The sequence below is a fragment of the Streptomyces platensis genome (genome assembly GCF_008704855.1).
Lineage (GTDB): Bacteria > Actinomycetota > Actinomycetes > Streptomycetales > Streptomycetaceae > Streptomyces > Streptomyces platensis.
The window spans coordinates 5,281,861-5,297,182 of record NZ_CP023691.1; the positions used below are offsets into that span (position 1 = coordinate 5,281,861).

Genomic DNA, 15,322 nt, shown 5'->3' on the forward strand with positions numbered 1-15,322 from the left:
GTTGGGGGCGTCATGGCGAACAGAGCGACCGACGGGCTCTGCTGATCACGTTCTGTGCCTCGGTGCCGTAGACGGCGGAGTCCCGGAGCGTGTTCCAGACCTTCATGTAGGTGGCGACGTTGTGCGCGTCGTCCAGCCACAGTTCCGCATGCCAGTCCTCAGTAATGGCCAGCCGGTCGTCCAGGACGCAGAATCCGTTGGCCGGGGCGAGCTTCAGCGGTGCCCCGAGGGGGACGATGCCCAGCGAGACGCTGTCCATGCCGATGACTCCGGCGAGTCGGTCGAGCTGGGCAGCGAGTACGGAGGGTGGGCAGATGAGAGCGTGTAGGGCTGCTTCCCACATCAGGACGTGGAGCTTCTTTCCCGATTCGTAAAGCCATTCCTGTCGCTTCATCCGCGCTCTCACCGCTTCGTCTGCATCCGGCTTCGATTGCTGGAATTCCGCGTAACGAATGAAGACGTGACGTGCGTATTCGGCGGTCTGCAACATGCCGGCGATAACGGCTTCCTCCCATATGTGGAGGACCTTTGAGCGTGCCACCTCTGCGTTCCAGCTCTGCTGCACCGGAAAGTGTCCGGACGCCAACTGCCGGCGCCATGAACGGATGTGGGATTCGAAACCCGCAAGCCGGGCGAGCAGTTCGGCCGTAGCCTCCGGATGACCTGTCGCCCCGGCCCACGCCCGCACGTCTTCGGCGGTGGCTGTCTGATTTCCGTTCTCCAGCTTGTAGATCTTGGAGTGGACGCAGCCGAGGCGGGCGGCCAGCTGCGGACCGGTGAGCTTGCCCGTCGGGCAGGACTCCCGTAGTTCTCGGAGTCTGACCCCAAGGGCGGCCCGGGCCTGCTGATAGTCGGTGCTCACCGGTTCACACTCGCTACTCTGCGGCAGACACCTCCGCCGCGAACGTCTCGTACGGGATGGCGTGATGCCATGCGGCGTCGCGCACCTGGCAGTATCGGACGACCTCAGCCGGTTCGGTGATCAGCTCGACGTTCAGAAGCACGTCGGCATCGTCGAAGTTCAGCAGGGCGACCAATCGGGAGTCAAAGATCCAGAAATCCTCGGCGGGAAGGCGCAGACGTTCCGCGTCACGGCGCCACAGGTTGCGTACGTCCTCGCCGGTGGCGGCGTTGCACTGCGAGTAGCCGAGTAGGTAGAGCTGACCAGACGTCGGAGGGTTGTCGACAATGCGGACCCGGCCGACGTGCTTACCGGCCGCCGTCTGGGCGCGGATGTTCGTGCACCATGCGTCATCCAGGCTCCACGTCACGGTGCCCGTATCGAGGAACTTCCGGTAGTCCTCGTCCTCCTGGTCAGAGGCGTAGCCGCGGCGGGATTCGAGGTGCCATGCCGAATGCTCGAAGGCCTCGAAGAGCTTGCGGAACTCCTCCTGATCGATGATTTCCGGCACGTGATCGATCTCCTTCGGGCCCCAGTTCACGAGCAGTTCGCGAGGAACGATGACCGCCGAATCCCCCGGGCTGAAGTGTTGGAGCTGTTCAAGGTCTAAGGCGTCGCTGAGCGGTGCTCCCTGGACGATGATCTCGCCCGTTTCTACGTCCTCGTGCAGCGCGGGACAGTTGCCTTGCTTGCTGTCCGTGCCCCTGAAACGCAGGCGCCGTGCCATGGCCGTCTCCCTCGTTTGGTGAAGGTTGCGAGCCTCCAGCATCACCGGGCTTCGGAGCGTCGCACCACAGGTTGCACTCCATAGCGTGAGAACAAGCGAGAACATTCGGCCATTCTTCGAGAACATTGGAGAACATTGCGTGGCGGCGCTTTCTCCCGATTCCTAACGTCCTGCTCATGACCGCACCAACACGCGCAGCAGCAGTGGCAGGGGACCGTCAAGGCGACCGGACAAGCACTCCCGCTGGCGCGCCGAGGACGCATAGCTGCCCCGAGTGCGACGACCTGGAGCGCGGCAGGAGGCAGGCCGCCGCGGCCCGGGATCTCAGCAGGGTGACCGACTTCAACGTCCTCATCACGCGCCATCGCGCTCGGCATCGGGCGGCGACGTAGACGGCATTCATGAACGGGCCGGTGTCGGTACGGCAGCGCCTCGAACCGCTGATGTTCACGCCGCCGGCCCTGCCAAAACTCCCGCCCCGGCCGCCATTCCCTGGCAGGGCACGGCCGGAGCGGGTGGGCCCGCAAGGGGGCCCTCGCAAGTGCACGACGACGCGTGGACCGACCGCGCGGCGACTTGAGCACCCGAGGAGATGACCATGCGCTACCGCCTCGACCCGGTCAAGTACGGCGGTGACGAGGACGACAACCAGGGAGGCAACCCCAACGGAGGCTGCGGTGACGGGCAGGGCTGTGGCCGCCAGTAGGCCGGGCCGTAGTCCGGGGTTGTAGTCCGGGGCCGTAGGCCGTGGACCGGGCGCCCCCTGTCCCGTACCTCGGGTGGGGGCCGCCCTTCGGACCAGTGCGCGGAGCAGAACGTGTGAATCCAGGGAGTGAGATGGCCGGACCCCACCACCACGCCTACGTCTGGCTAGGCAGCGGCGATGTCCTCGTGAAGCCGGGGGACGCGCACCGACGGCCGGATCACCCGGAGTTCCGCTCCGCGCAGGTGATGCCGCTGGCGTGCGCGGACTGGCTGCTGAAGCCGGCCGGCCGGATCGAGGTGACGTTCGAGGAGCCGAAGGAGGCGGCGGACTGGTATGTCGCACAACTCGGCCACTACGCAGGGCTGTTCGTCGGCTCGTATCCGCCGGAGGCGTCGTACGAGGAGATCGTACGGGCCCTGTCCGTAGGCGAGGACCGGGTCGGGGGCTGGTGGGTGAGTGGTGGGCGGTTTCTGTCGCTGAACCTGATCGCCTGTAGTCCGCACCGGGAGCGGCCGGAGAGGGGCTGTCCGCTGAGGTGGCCCCGGGGAGGTGATCCGTAACCGTCCAGGGTGGGAGGACCGGGGCCCGGCGTGCGCCGGGGGGGCCGATGCCCGACGAGTCCTGGACGGGGGAGCAGGACCACAGCCCCTCAGGCCGCCACCCGCACCGCCTCCTCGTTCTTGGTTGCGGGGTGGGTGACCAGGAAGTTGCGGTGGATCTTGGGGCCCAGGGTGGCGCTGGTGAGGAAGAGGGCTGCTGCGACGACATAGGTGGCGTTGGGCAGGTAGGGGGTCAGGAGGAGTTGGGCGATCAGGGCGGCGGTGACCTTGATGAGTTTGACGGCCATCAGGCGTGGTGCGGAGAGGGTGGGCTGGGCCGCGGGGTGGGTGGTGCGGGCCCGGGTGCGGTGGGCGTGGCGGATCTGGGCGGGGATGCTGAGCAGCAGGAGCGCGAAGCCGATGGCCGGGAGGACCGGGGGGTGGGCGGTACCCGGGTCCAGCAGGCGGCCGAGCAGGTTGCTGGTACCGAAGGCGGCCGTGATGATGACGATCCTGGCCGTGATCAGCTGGGCTATGACCCGGCCGGGGCGCGCGCTCTCGTAGAGCTTGTGGGTGAAGTGGCGGTTGGCCCGCAAGAGGGAGGGCGGCAGGATCAGCAGGATGACGAGGGTGCGCAGGGCGTGTTCCCACGCCGGTGCGTCGCCTTCGCCGATCCAGGTGAACGCTATCCAGAACCCTGCGGCCAGATAGCGGATGCGCAGTTTGCGGGCGTCGGAAGCCGTTGCGGCGTCGGAAGTCGCCGTGTCGTCGGCAGCGGCGGTCTTGCGGTGAGCGTTCATGAAGGGGGGTCCTTCGGGGAAGCGGGGAGGCGTTCACGGGGCGCTGTGGGGCGTCGGTGTACGTGCCGACGCCCCACAGCAGGCTCAGTGACGTGCCGTCATCGCTGCCGGGGCCGGTGCGCTCCTGCGGGTGGCGGGCCGCTCGTGGGTACGGGGCACGCGGGGGTGTGGATCACTCGGTGCCGGAAGGGGCCGCCCCACTGGCGTTGATGCCGGCGAAGAGCCACTTCAGGGCGTCACCGAAGAGTTCCTCGGGCACGCTGGCGGGGTCGATGCGCCGCTGGCGCACCAGGCCGGTGAAGAGGGCCGCCACCACCGTGGCCACGGCCTCGGCGGAGACCTCTGCGGGGGCGTCCTGCTGGGCCAGGGACGTGCTGATCACCTGTTGCAGTGCGCGGCGGGGCGTGCGCAGGTTGGCCGCCATGGTTTCCAGGACCTCGGGGTTGCGGACCGCGTAGAGCCAGAACTCGGCCTGGAGCGGCGCGAAGTCGGTGTCCTTGTCGGCGACATCGATCAGCAGCCGGCCGAGTTCGGCGGCGGCTTCGCCGGTACCCGACGGGTGGCACTCCAGCATCTGGGCGGCCTCGGCGATGCGGTCGGTCTGGCGGTCGGCGAGCAGTTCGAGGAACAGCGCCTCCTTGCTGCCGAAGTTCGAGTACAGCGCACCGATGGAGAATCCGGCCGCCTCTGCGATCTCTTCCACGGAGGCACCGGTGAAGCCCTTGCGGGCGAAGACCCGGGCCGCCGCGTCCAGCAGGAGCGCACGGGTGCGGGCCTTGGCCTCCGCCCGGGTCAGGCGCCGCCGGGCGGGTTCAGCACTCTCAGCGTTCATGTTGACGAGGTTATTCAGATAGGGATCACCATGTCAACGCTCGGATAGCGTGTACAGTCTGAATAGCAGCCACTATTTAAATGCTGCTCGCTATCGCAGTCCGGGGTCGTCGGCGGCCAGCCGTGCATGGCGCAGGCATCGCCGCAGTTCGCCCCTTGACCAGTGAGGAAAGGGAAGAGAGATGATCACGCAGCCCCCGCCGCAGCCCCTGCGGCTGGTGGTGGACCTCAACCGTTGCCAGAGCTACGGACAGTGCGTCTACGCCGCCCCGACGGTCTTCCGGTTCCACGGCGAGGAATCGCTGGAGTACGACTACGCGCCGGGCGACGGCGTCCGGCGCGAGGTGGAGCGCGCGGCGGCCGCCTGCCCGGTCCAGGCGATCACGCTCAGCGGTGCCACGGAGCCCGCGCCCGTCGCGTGCGGAGGCGGCCGGTGACCGCGGCGGGCGCAGCGGGGCTGCGTACCGGCCGGGTGGTGGTGGTCGGCGCCTCGCTGGCCGGGTTGCGCGCCGCCGAAGCCCTCCGCGACGAGGGGTTCACGGGGGAACTCACCTTGATCGGGGACGAGCCGCACGAGCCCTATGACCGGCCGCCGCTGTCGAAGGCGGTGCTGTCCGGCCGGCTGGACAGTGACCACATCGCGCTGCCCCGGGTCCGTGACATCGGCGCCCGCTGGCTGCTGGGCACGCCCGCCACCGGGCTGGACGTACCCGGCCGCCGGGTGGAACTGGCCGACGGCCGGAGCCTGGGGTACGACCGGCTGCTGATAGCCACCGGCACCCGGGCGCGCCGCTGGCCCGTCCAGGCCGGCGGCGGGCTGGAGGGTGTGCATGTGCTGCGTACCCGCGAGGACGCCGAGCGGCTGCGCGGCGCCCTGGCGGCCGGCCCGCGCCGGGTGCTGGTCGTCGGCGCCGGCTTCACGGGTGGCGAAGTGGCCTCCTCCTGCCGGGAGTTGGGGATCCCGGTGACGGTGACACAGCGCAGCGCGGCCCCGCTGGCCGGTGCGCTGGGCGGGGTGCTGGGCCGGGCCGCCGCCGAGTGGTACCGCGAGGTGGGGGTGGATCTGCGGCTGAACACCACGGTCCAGGCCCTGGAAGGTGACGCCTGCGGCCGGCTGCGCCGGGCGGTGCTGTCCGACGGCACGGCGATGCCCGTCGAGGTGGCCGTGATCGCCACCGGCGCCGTGGCCAACACCGAGTGGCTGGCCGGCTCCGGGCTCGCCGCCGACCACCGGGGAGTGGTGAGCGAGGGCGACTGCCGGGCGGTGGCCGGCTCCGGCCGCCCGGTCGAGGACGTCTTCGTCGCCGGTGACGTCGCCCGCTGGCCGCACCCCCTCTACCCCGGGCAGCTGCTGCGCCTGGACCACTGGGACAACGCGGTCGCCCAGGCCCGCACCGCCGCATACAACCTCACCCGCGGCCCGGACGAACGGCGCGACCACCAGCCGCTGCCCGCCTTCTGGTCCCAGCAGTTCGGCCGCTACCTCAAGTCCGTCGGAGTGCCGGCCGTCGCCGATCGGGTCGTGGTCACCCAAGGGGCCCTCGACCAGCGGCAGTTCGTCGCCGCATACGGGCTCAAGGGCAGGTTGGTCGGCGTCGTGTCGGTCGACTCCCCGCGGGTGCTGGACGGCTACGCGGCCCTCATCGAAGCCCGCGCGCCGTTCCCGCCCCGGCTGGGCGCCACGGACGGACCGGACCGGCTCGAACCCGTCGATGCCGGCTTCCCCGGCCGTGCTGCCGGCGGCCCCCAGGAGCACGACATCCGCACGCCCTCGGCCCTCGCGCCGGCCCAGACCGCACACCGGTGAACGGAGACCTCTCATGACGACTTCCACCGCACCTTCGGCAACGGACCTCTTCGCCCAGGCCATGCGGTACGACCACCGTGCCGACCCCTACCCGTACTACGCCCAGCTCCGCCGGGAGCCGGTCGTGCGTATGGACGACGGCTCCTGGCTGGTCAGCGGCCACCGGGAGATCCGGCAGCTGCTGCACGACCCGCGCAGCAGTGCCGACCGGCTCAACCCGCAGACCAAGGTCCCGAAGGCCGCCAGGGGTCTGCTCGTGCAGGACCCGCCCCTGCATGACCAGCTGCGTCGCGTGGTCTCCCAGGAGTTCATCCCCCGGATCACGGGCATGCGGGACCACCTCGGCGCGCTGGTCTCCGGGCTTCTCGACGCCCAGGCCGGCGACCGCCCCGGCCGGCTCGACGTGGTCGCCGATCTCGCCTATCCGCTACCGGTCACGGTGATCTGCGAACTGCTCGGCGTGCCCCGCGAGGACGAGCCCCTCTTCGGCAGCATCGCTCGCCGCCTCACCCGGGGCCTGGACCCCATCGACACCCAGACCGAGGAAGAACTCCGCGAACTCGACCAGGCACGCGGCGAGTTGATGCAGTACCTGGAAGGGGTCATCGCCCGGCGCCGCACCGAGCCCGGCACCGACCTGCTGTCCGGCCTGATGTTCCACCAGGATCCCGACGACGTGATGGGCCCGGTCCAGCTGCGCGTCACCCTCGGCCTGCTGCTGATCGCCGGTCACGAAACCACCGTCAACCTCATCGCCAACGGCACCCTCGCCCTGCTGCGCAACCCCGACGCCCTCGCCCGGCTGCGCGAAGACCCCGACCTGGCCACCCCGCTGGTGGAGGAGGTGCTGCGCTACGACCCGCCCGTGCAGATGTCCGGCCGCAGCGCCCTGGCCGACATCGACCTCGCCGGCACCACCATCCCCAAGGGCTCCCGCATCCGCCTGTTGCTCGCCGCGGGCAACCGCGACGCCACCCGCTTCGACGACCCCGACCGGTTCGTCCCCGACCGCCGGGACAACGCCCACCTCGGCTTCGGCGGCGGAATCCACTACTGCATCGGCGCCACCCTCGCCCGCGCCGAGGCGCAGATAGCGCTCACCGCCCTGGCCCGCAGGCTCCGCTCGCCGCGCCTGGTTGCCGACCCGCCGCCGTACCGGGAGAACGCCGTCCTGCGCGGCCCGGAACAGCTGCTGGTCGCCTTCGATCAGCTCGTCCCGGACGGCCCTCAGGGTGTGTCGTAGGGCGCCTCGCCGGTCTCCGTGGGCCGGGGAGGCACGCCCTGACCGGCCGGAGTGAACGCGTCGAGGGTGTCCTCGCCCATGGTCCACCAGACGCCGAGTTGCTGGCGGGTCAGCCGCCAGCCGTCGGCGGTCCGGGTGTACTCCCAGGCGTAGGGGCCGCCCATGGCGTAGGGCGAGGCGGCCGTTCCGGGGCCGGTGACGGCTACGAACCACATGTAGCCGATGCCGGTCGCCCGGTCGCCTCGCACCTCGAAGTCCATGTTGAGGAGGTGGTGCTGCATGGTGGCGTACGGCGCCTCGGCCTCGATGACCTTGGCCAGGATCGCCTCACGGCCGTGGATGTGGTCCCACGGGCCGAACTCCAGGACCGCGTCCTCGGCCCAGCACTCGATCCAGGTGCGCCAGTCCTTGCGGTCCAGCGCCCGCCAGCCGTGGATCATCAGCGCACGCAGGGACTCCTTGTCCTCCAGGTGCTGCAGGCGCCGGGCGAGGGTGTCGTCGTGGGCGGGGGTGGTGGGCATGAGGGCTCCTCGGAGGTGTGGGATGCGGCAACTCTGGGCCGCCGGCGGCCACTTCTCCAGGGCGGGCCGAGGCCGGGTGCCGCACACCCGGGCACGGGCGGATCGCCATCGCCCTCCGCGGTGGCCGTGGCCCGTCACCCGGATATCGGCCTGCCCATGAGCCCTCCGTCGCCTCTTGGACGGCGACGTCATCCATGATTGGATAGTTCTACTGTCCAATGGAGGGTGCACGAGCATGCGGCTGGCGGAGCTGAGTGAGCGCAGCGGTGTGTCCACCGCCACGATCAAGTACTACCTGCGTGAAGGGCTGCTCCAGCCCGGGCGCCGGGTCTCCGCCACCCAGGCCGAATACGGGGAGGACCATCTGCGGCGGCTGCGCCTGGTGCGGGCGCTGATCCAGATCGGCGGGGTTCCGGTGGCCGCCGCGCGCGACGTGATCGCTGCCGCGGAGGACGAGTCGCTGGACCACCACCTGCGGCTGGGCGCGGCGACCCGGGCGCTGCCCTGCGCCGAGCGGCCCGCCGGGGACGACCCGGCGGTGGAGACCGCCCGCCGGTCGGTGGCGGGGCTGCTGGAGCGGCTGGGCTGGTCCGCCGGCCGCGGCCCGGACCTGCGCAACCCCGCCCACCGGCGGCTCATCGACTCGGTCGCCGCGCTGGTCCGGCTCGGCTACCCCTGCGACACCGAGCAGTTGCTGCCGTACGCGCGGCTGGCAGCGCAACTGGCGGTCACCGACCTGGACATGGTCGAGCAGCAGCCGACCCCGACCGGGCAGATCGAGGCAGCCGTCGCGCTGACGGTGCTGTACGAACCGGTGCTGCTGAGCCTGCGGCGGATGGCCCACGCGGAGGAGTCGGCCCGGCGGTTCTGAGGCGCCGCCTCCGCCCCGCCCGCAACCCGGTCCCTCACAAACCCCCGCCGTGCCGCCCCATCACCTCATGCGCCAGCCGGATCAGGTCCGGGATCCGCGGATGTCCCGGGCCGTCGCGCCAGGCGATGACGACGGGGACGGATGGGGCGTCGGTGAGGGGGACGTAGGCCATGGCGGGGTGGGGGTGCATCTCGGCGGTGGCGGAGGTGGTGACGCCGACGGCGCGGCCGCCGGTGATGGCGGCCAGCCAGTCGTCGGTGTTGCCGATGGTGATCGTGGCGGCGGGGCGGGCCGACGGGGGCCACAGGTCGAGGGAGGTGACACCGGAGACGGTGTTGACGGCGATGGTGCGGTCGGCCAGATCCGTGAGGGAGAGGGCGGTACGGCCGGCCAGCGGGTCGTCGGCGGGCAGGCCGGCCACTCTCGGCTCGGTGGTCAGCCGCTCGGTGACCAGGCCCGGGGCGCGGACCTCGCCGCGGAGCAGGGCCGCGTCCACCTCGCCGCGGGCGAGACCGGCCGTGCGGTCGTCGATACGGAGGAGTTCGAGCGGGGTCGCCGGGTGCTCCTCGTGCCAGCGGCGCAGCAGCGCGGTGGTGTCCGTACCGGCGGCCGACCAGGCGTGGCCCAGCCGCAGCGGCCAGGCGGTGTGCCGGGCGTAGCCGAGCGCCCGGTCGAAGGCGGCCACCGCGACCGCGGCCCGGTCGCGAAAGGACAGCCCGTCGGGGGTGAGCGCGAGGTGATGGGTGGAGCGGTCGACGAGATGGACGCCGAGGGCCTGTTCCAGCTGGCGCAGGGTGCGGGAGACGGCGGGCTGGGTCAGATGCAGCCGCTCGGCGGCGCGGGTGATGCTGAGGGTGTCGGCGATGGCGAGAAAGCAGCGGAAATGACGCAGCTCGATGCTCATGCGCGCGGAGCATAACAACAGGGGAAAAGGCATTTCACGGACCGGAACGGCGGGCCGTAGCGTGGTGGCGTGAATGCTTCGCCCGAGACTCCCGATGGCGGTACGCCCGCCACCCCCGCCCCTCCCGTCGACACCGCGCCCGCCCGTGACGGGGGGCTTGCGCACCCGATACCGCCCTCGCCCGAGGTGCTGACGGCGGAGGCGCAGGCCGGGAGAGCCGGCGGGGCCGGGGCGCGCGGGCGGATCGGGTCGGTGGCGCTGGTCATCGGCGGGATCGTCTCCCTTCAGTTCGGCTCGTCGGTGGCGGTGCTGCTCTTTCCGCGGGCCGGTGCGCTGGGCGTGGTCACCCTGCGGCTGGTGGTCGCCGCACTGGTGCTGCTGATCGTCTGCCGTCCCAAGCTGCGCGGTCATGCGCGGGGCGACTGGGCCACGGTGCTGGCCTTCGGCGTCGCACTGGCCGGGATGAACTCGCTCTTCTACCAGGCCATCGACCGCATTCCGCTGGGTGCCGCGGTCACCCTGGAGTTCCTCGGGCCGCTCATCCTGTCGGTGGCGACCTCCCGCAGGCTGCTGAGCCTGGTGTGGGCGGCGCTGGCCCTGGGCGGCGTGGTGCTGCTGGGACGCGAGGGGCTCGACGGGCTCAACCTCACCGGAGCGGCGTTCGCGCTGGCGGCCGGCGGGCTGTGGGCCGCCTACATCCTGCTCTCCGCCCGTACGGGACAGCGCTTCCCGCAGGCGGACGGCCTGGCCCTGGCGATGACGGTCGCGGCGCTGCTCAGCCTGCCGTTCGGCATCGTCAGCGCGGGCTCCGCCCTGATCGACCCGGTCACCCTGGGGCTGGGCGCCGCGGTCGCCCTGATGTCGTCCGTCCTGCCCTACACCCTGGAACTGCTCGCCCTGCGCAAGCTGCCGGCCGCCGGTTTCGCGGTGATGATGAGCCTGGAGCCGGCCGCCGCGGCCACCGCCGGATTCCTCGTCCTGCACCAGGCCCTGGGCTGGGCCGAGGTGCTGGCCATCGGGCTGGTCGTGCTGGCGAGTGTGGGAGCCGTACGGAGCGCGGGGGCCCACAGCTGAACCAGGGGGCGGCCCGCGGCGGCCCCCTGGGCCGCCGCCCCGCCCCCTGCTGCACGCCTCCCGCACGCCGCTTCGGGGTCATGCACACCGTCAGGACCCTTCAGTCGATGGCAGCCGGCCACCACCGCGCAGTTCGCGCCCTCGCAGGAAAAATCATGCAGGCGTGCTTGATTGTTTCTGTCGGCGCTGCCACGCTCGGACCCGTACCGCACCAACGCCTGTCAACCCGCCCTGGCCGTAGGCCACATGGGGCCGATGAGGGGAGTGCCGCGTGTCCGATCCCGGCGCCGTACTGGCGGATCTCAGGGCGGAGAGTGAGCAGCTGGACGCGCTGGTCGCGGGGCTGTCGGCCGAGCGCTGGGCGGCCCCGACGCCCGCCGAGGGCTGGACGATCGCCCACCAGATCGCTCATCTGGCCTGGACCGACCGGCAGGCGCTGCTCTCGGCCACCGACCCGGAGGGGTTCGTGCGCGCCGCGCAGGAAGCCCTCGCCGCGCCGCTGACCTTTGTCGACGAGGCCGCCGAGGCCGGTGCGCGGACACCTCCCGCGGAGCTGCTCGCGGACTGGCGGGCCGGCCGTGAGGAGCTGCTCAGGGCGCTCAGGGAGCGGCCGGCCGGGGAGAAACTGCCCTGGTACGGCCCGCCGATGAGCGTGGCCTCGATGGCCACCGCGCGGCTGATGGAGACCTGGGCGCACGGGCAGGACATCGCCGACGCCCTGGGTGCCGTCCGGCCGCCCACCGCCCGGCTGCGGCATATCGCCCGGATCGGGGTGCGGACCCGCAACTTCGCCTATGCGACGCATCAACTCACCCCGCCCGACGAGGAGTTCCGGGTCGAGCTGCGGGCACCCGACGGCACGGTGTGGGAGTACGGGCCGCCGGAGGCCCCCCAGCGGGTGACCGGTACGGCGCTGGAGTTCTGTCTGCTGGTGACCCAGCGGGCGCACCGCGCCGATCTGCCGTCCGTACGGGCCGAGGGAGCGGACGCGGAGCGCTGGCTGGAGATCGCACAGGCCTTCGCGGGCCCGCCGGGCAAGGGGCGGGAGCCCTCCGGGAAAGCCGCCACCTCATGAGCGACCGCGGCGCGATACGCCCCATAGGCGCCGACCCCGACGTGCTCCGCGTCGGCAACGCCTCCGGCTTCTACGGCGACCGCTTCGACGCGCTGCGCGAGATGCTCACCGGCGGCCCGCTGGACGTGCTGACCGGCGACTATCTCGCCGAGCTGACCATGCTGATCCTGGGCCGGGACCGGCTGAAGGACCCCACCCGCGGCTATGCCAGGACCTTTCTGCGGCAGCTGGAGGACGGGCTCGGGCTGGCCGTCGAGCGCGGCGTGCGGATCGTCGCCAACGCCGGCGGGCTGAACCCGGCCGGACTCGCCGACGCCGTACGGGAGTTGGCGGACAAGGCCGGGGTGCCCGTACGGGTGGCGCATGTGGAGGGCGACGATCTGCTGGCGCGCGGGGGGTGGGGCGAGGGAGTGCTGACCGCCAACGCCTACCTGGGCGGCGGGGGGATCGCCGCCTGTCTGCGGGCCGGTGCCGACGTGGTGGTGACCGGGCGGGTCACCGATGCCGCGCTGGTCAGCGGCGCGGCCCAGGCGCACTTCGGCTGGCGGCCGCAGGATCTGGACCAGCTGGCCGGTGCGGTGGCCGCCGGGCACGTCCTGGAATGCGGTACCCAGGCCACCGGCGGCAACTACTCCTTCTTCGACGCCCATGACGTGCTGCGGCCCGGCTTCCCGCTCGCCGAGATCGCCGCGGACGGCAGCGCGGTGATCACCAAACACCCGGGCACCGGCGGCGCGATCACCCCCGGCACCGTCACCGCCCAGCTGCTGTACGAGACGGCCGGCGCCCGCTACGCCGGGCCGGATGTGACGGCCCGGCTGGACACCGTACGGCTGACCGAGGAGGCGCCGGACCGGGTCCGGATCGACGGTGTACGGGGCGAGGCGCCGCCGCCGACCCTCAAGACCGGGCTGACCCGCCTCGGCGGCTGGCGCAACGAGGTCACCTTTGTCCTGACCGGACTGGACGTTCCAAAGAAGGCCGCGCTGGTCCGCCGGCAGATGGAGGCGGCCCTCGACGCGGCGGAGCACCGCCCGGCCGAGGTGCGCTGGACGCTGGCCCGCACCGACCGGGACGACGCGGCGGTCCAGGAGGAGGCGAGCGCACTGCTGCGCCTGGTGGTGCGGGACCCCGACCAGGACGTCGTCGGGCGGGTGGTCAGCGGCGCCGCGGTCGAGCTGGCACTGGCCAGCTACCCCGGCTTCCATGTCACCGCGCCACCCGGTAAGGGCACCCCGTACGGGGTCTTCGAGGCGGTCGCGGTGGACGCGGCCGAGGTGCCGCACTGCGCCGTACTGCCGGACGGCACCCGCATCAGCGCCCAACCGGCGTCGGCCACCCAGGAGTTGGTGCGGCTGCCCGACCCGCCGCTCCCCGAGCCGCTGCCCGTCGGGGCCACCCGGCGGGGGCCGCTCGGCCTGGTAGCCGGAGCCCGCAGCGGCGACAAGGGCGGCTCGGCGAACGTCGGGGTGTGGGCCCGCACCGACCAGGCCTGGCGCTGGCTGGCCCACGAGCTGACCGTCGAGCGGTTCCGGCAACTGCTCCCCGAGACCGCTGACCTGCCGGTCGACCGGCACGTACTGCCGAATCTGCGGGCGCTCAACTTCGTCGTCGACGGGCTGCTCGGCGAGGGCGTCGCCGCGCAGGCCCGGTTCGATCCCCAGGCCAAGGCCGTGGGGGAGTGGCTGCGTTCGCGGCACATGGACATACCGGAGGTGTTGTGGTGACCGTGCTCGGAACCGGGCTCGACCCGTCGGGCGCCGAGTACGCGGAGCGTCGTACGGCGATGCTCGCGAAGCTGGCGGAGATCGAGGAGGCGCACGCCAGGGCGACCGAGGGCGGCGGGGAGAAGTACGTCGCGCGGCACCGCAAGCGCGGCAAACTGCTCGCCCGGGAGCGGATCGAGCTGCTCCTCGACCCCGACACCCCCTTCCTGGAACTGTCGCCGCTCGCGGCCTGGGGCAGCGACTACCAGGTCGGCGCCTCGCTGGTCACCGGCATCGGGACCGTCGAGGGCGTGGAGTGCCTGATCACCGCCAACGATCCGACGGTGCGCGGCGGCGCCAGCAACCCCTGGACGCTGAAGAAGTCCCTGCGGGCCCATGAGATCGCCTTCGCCAACCGCCTCCCGGTGATCTCGCTCGTGGAGTCCGGCGGCGCCGATCTGCCCAGCCAGAAGGAGATCTTCATCCCGGGCGGGGCGCTGTTCAAGGACCTCACCCGGCTGTCCGCGGCCGGTATCCCGACCGTCGCCGTGGTGTTCGGCAACTCGACCGCGGGCGGTGCGTACGTCCCCGGGATGTCCGACCACGTGATCATGGTCAAGGAGCGCGCCAAGGTGTTCCTGGGCGGCCCGCCGCTGGTGAAGATGGCGACCGGCGAGGAGAGCGACGACGAGTCGCTGGGCGGTGCCGAGATGCACGCCCGCACCTCCGGGCTCGCGGACCACTTCGCGGTGGACGAGCCGGACGCGCTGCGCCAGGCCCGGCGGGTGGTCGCCCGCCTCAACCACCGCAAGGCGCACCCCGACCCGGGCCCGGCCGCCCCGCCCCGGTACGACGAGGACGAGCTGCTCGGCATCGTCCCCGGCGACCTCAAGGCCCCGTTCGACCCCCGCGAGGTCATCGCGCGGATCGTGGACGGCTCGGACTTCGACGAGTTCAAACCGCTCTACGGACCGAGCCTGACCACCGGCTGGGCCGCGCTGCACGGCTACCCCGTCGGCATCCTCGCCAACGCCCAGGGCGTGCTCTTCAGCGAAGAGTCCCAGAAGGCCGCCCAGTTCATCCAGCTCGCCAACCAGCGCGACATCCCGCTCCTCTTCCTCCACAACACCACCGGCTACATGGTCGGCAAGGAGTACGAGCAGGGCGGCATCATCAAACACGGCGCGATGATGATCAACGCGGTGTCGAACTCGAAGGTCCCGCACCTCTCCGTCCTGATGGGTGCCTCCTACGGCGCCGGCCACTACGGCATGTGCGGCCGCGCCTACGACCCCCGCTTCCTGTTCGCCTGGCCGAGCGCCAAGTCCGCCGTCATGGGACCGCAGCAGCTCGCCGGGGTGCTCTCGATCGTCGCCCGCGCTTCGGCCGCCGCCAAGGGGCAGCCGTACGACGACGAGGCGGACGCCGGGCTGCGCGCGATGGTCGAGCAGCAGATCGAATCGGAGTCGCTGCCGATGTTCCTGTCCGGGCGGCTCTACGACGACGGCGTCATCGACCCGCGCGACACCCGAACCGTCCTCGGCCTGTGCCTGTCCGCCCTCCACAACGCCCCGGTCGAGGGCGCGCGGGGCGGCTTCGGCGTCTTCCGGATGTGAG

General features: G+C 71.7%; 15 protein-coding genes. 9 read left to right on the forward strand and 6 right to left on the reverse strand.

What is annotated here, in order from left to right:
* Positions 1-10 precede the first annotated feature (10 nt).
* Both CP981_RS23470 and CP981_RS23475 read right to left on the reverse strand, forming a co-directional pair.
* A complete protein-coding gene (locus tag CP981_RS23470) occupies positions 11-862 on the reverse strand; it encodes a helix-turn-helix domain-containing protein (protein WP_085926247.1) in 852 nt (283 codons plus the stop codon).
* Between the two features lie 13 nt (positions 863-875).
* A complete protein-coding gene (locus CP981_RS23475) occupies positions 876-1,628 on the reverse strand; it encodes a DUF6879 family protein (RefSeq protein ID WP_085926246.1) in 753 nt (250 codons plus the stop codon).
* Positions 1,629-2,465: 837 nt separating this feature from the next.
* Between CP981_RS23475 and CP981_RS23480 the strand changes: the two genes are divergently transcribed.
* Positions 2,466-2,894: a hypothetical protein gene (locus CP981_RS23480; protein WP_085926245.1), complete on the forward strand. Its 429-nt coding sequence runs from the start codon at positions 2,466-2,468 to the stop codon at positions 2,892-2,894.
* An 89-nt stretch (positions 2,895-2,983) separates the two neighbouring features.
* On the opposite strand, the gene CP981_RS23485 is transcribed toward CP981_RS23480, so the two are convergent.
* Together CP981_RS23485 and CP981_RS23490 are read right to left on the reverse strand one after the other, a co-directional pair.
* Positions 2,984-3,673, reverse strand: coding sequence for a hypothetical protein (locus CP981_RS23485; protein WP_085926244.1), 690 nt, complete (start codon positions 3,671-3,673; stop codon positions 2,984-2,986).
* 172 nt (positions 3,674-3,845) lie between these two features.
* The gene (locus CP981_RS23490; RefSeq protein WP_085926243.1) at positions 3,846-4,505 is read right to left on the reverse strand and encodes a TetR/AcrR family transcriptional regulator; all 660 of its coding nucleotides are present in this window, start codon (positions 4,503-4,505) and stop codon (positions 3,846-3,848) included.
* Between the two features lie 181 nt (positions 4,506-4,686).
* Here CP981_RS23490 and CP981_RS23495 point away from each other — a divergent pair, with 181 nt between their 5' ends.
* Genes CP981_RS23495 through CP981_RS23505 form a run of 3 tightly spaced genes read left to right on the forward strand, consistent with a single transcriptional unit; the run spans position 4,687 to position 7,554 of the window.
* The gene (locus CP981_RS23495) at positions 4,687-4,941 is read left to right on the forward strand and encodes a ferredoxin (RefSeq protein ID WP_425282153.1); all 255 of its coding nucleotides are present in this window, start codon (positions 4,687-4,689) and stop codon (positions 4,939-4,941) included.
* Positions 4,938-6,311, forward strand: a complete 1,374-nt coding sequence (locus tag CP981_RS23500; RefSeq protein WP_167536138.1) for an NAD(P)/FAD-dependent oxidoreductase — start codon at positions 4,938-4,940, stop codon at positions 6,309-6,311. Before CP981_RS23495 ends, CP981_RS23500 begins: the two co-directional genes overlap by 4 nt.
* Positions 6,312-6,324: 13 nt before the next feature.
* Positions 6,325-7,554 (forward strand): cytochrome P450, encoded by a 1,230-nt coding sequence (locus CP981_RS23505; RefSeq protein ID WP_085926242.1) that lies wholly within the window; start codon positions 6,325-6,327, stop codon positions 7,552-7,554.
* Here CP981_RS23505 and CP981_RS23510 read toward each other — a convergent pair.
* Positions 7,539-8,075 (reverse strand): nuclear transport factor 2 family protein, encoded by a 537-nt coding sequence (locus tag CP981_RS23510; RefSeq protein WP_085926241.1) that lies wholly within the window; start codon positions 8,073-8,075, stop codon positions 7,539-7,541. The genes CP981_RS23505 and CP981_RS23510 overlap by 16 nt on opposite strands.
* 235 nt (positions 8,076-8,310) lie before the next feature.
* Here CP981_RS23510 and CP981_RS23515 point away from each other — a divergent pair, with 235 nt between their 5' ends.
* On the forward strand, positions 8,311-8,946 hold the full coding sequence (locus CP981_RS23515) for a MerR family transcriptional regulator (protein ID WP_085926240.1): 636 nt from the start codon (positions 8,311-8,313) through the stop codon (positions 8,944-8,946).
* 34 nt (positions 8,947-8,980) lie between these two features.
* Here CP981_RS23515 and CP981_RS23520 read toward each other — a convergent pair whose 3' ends face one another.
* Positions 8,981-9,850, reverse strand: coding sequence for a LysR family transcriptional regulator (locus tag CP981_RS23520; protein ID WP_085926239.1), 870 nt, complete (start codon positions 9,848-9,850; stop codon positions 8,981-8,983).
* A 189-nt stretch (positions 9,851-10,039) separates the two neighbouring features.
* On the opposite strand from CP981_RS23520, the gene CP981_RS23525 reads away from it, so the two are divergent.
* The 4 genes from CP981_RS23525 (at position 10,040) to CP981_RS23540 (ending at position 15,321) form a co-directional block, all read left to right on the forward strand.
* A complete protein-coding gene (locus CP981_RS23525) occupies positions 10,040-10,924 on the forward strand; it encodes an EamA family transporter (protein WP_371874132.1) in 885 nt (294 codons plus the stop codon).
* Positions 10,925-11,195: 271 nt separating this feature from the next.
* Positions 11,196-11,999, forward strand: a complete 804-nt coding sequence (locus tag CP981_RS23530; protein ID WP_085926237.1) for a TIGR03084 family metal-binding protein — start codon at positions 11,196-11,198, stop codon at positions 11,997-11,999.
* Positions 11,996-13,726 (forward strand): acyclic terpene utilization AtuA family protein, encoded by a 1,731-nt coding sequence (locus CP981_RS23535; RefSeq protein ID WP_085926236.1) that lies wholly within the window; start codon positions 11,996-11,998, stop codon positions 13,724-13,726. Before CP981_RS23530 ends, CP981_RS23535 begins: the two co-directional genes overlap by 4 nt.
* Complete coding sequence (locus CP981_RS23540; protein WP_085926293.1) at positions 13,723-15,321, forward strand: acyl-CoA carboxylase subunit beta; 1,599 nt, start codon at positions 13,723-13,725, stop codon at positions 15,319-15,321. Before CP981_RS23535 ends, CP981_RS23540 begins: the two co-directional genes overlap by 4 nt.
* The last annotated feature ends 1 nt before the right edge of the window (position 15,322 follow it).

Excerpts from the sequence above, each read along its gene's own strand:
- CP981_RS23475 (WP_085926246.1), bottom strand. The coding sequence starts at position 1,628 with ATGGCACGGCGCCTGCGTTTCAGGGGCACGGACAGCAAGCAAGGCAAC.
- CP981_RS23490 (WP_085926243.1), bottom strand. The coding sequence starts at position 4,505 with ATGAACGCTGAGAGTGCTGAACCCGCCCGGCGGCGCCTGACCCGGGCG.
- CP981_RS23520 (WP_085926239.1), bottom strand. The coding sequence starts at position 9,850 with ATGAGCATCGAGCTGCGTCATTTCCGCTGCTTTCTCGCCATCGCCGAC.
- CP981_RS23495 (WP_425282153.1), top strand. The coding sequence starts at position 4,687 with ATGATCACGCAGCCCCCGCCGCAGCCCCTGCGGCTGGTGGTGGACCTC.
- CP981_RS23505 (WP_085926242.1), top strand. The coding sequence starts at position 6,325 with ATGACGACTTCCACCGCACCTTCGGCAACGGACCTCTTCGCCCAGGCC.
- CP981_RS23515 (WP_085926240.1), top strand. The coding sequence starts at position 8,311 with ATGCGGCTGGCGGAGCTGAGTGAGCGCAGCGGTGTGTCCACCGCCACG.
- CP981_RS23485 (WP_085926244.1), bottom strand. The coding sequence starts at position 3,673 with ATGAACGCTCACCGCAAGACCGCCGCTGCCGACGACACGGCGACTTCC.
- CP981_RS23510 (WP_085926241.1), bottom strand. The coding sequence starts at position 8,075 with ATGCCCACCACCCCCGCCCACGACGACACCCTCGCCCGGCGCCTGCAG.
- CP981_RS23535 (WP_085926236.1), top strand. The coding sequence starts at position 11,996 with ATGAGCGACCGCGGCGCGATACGCCCCATAGGCGCCGACCCCGACGTG.
- CP981_RS23480 (WP_085926245.1), top strand. The coding sequence starts at position 2,466 with ATGGCCGGACCCCACCACCACGCCTACGTCTGGCTAGGCAGCGGCGAT.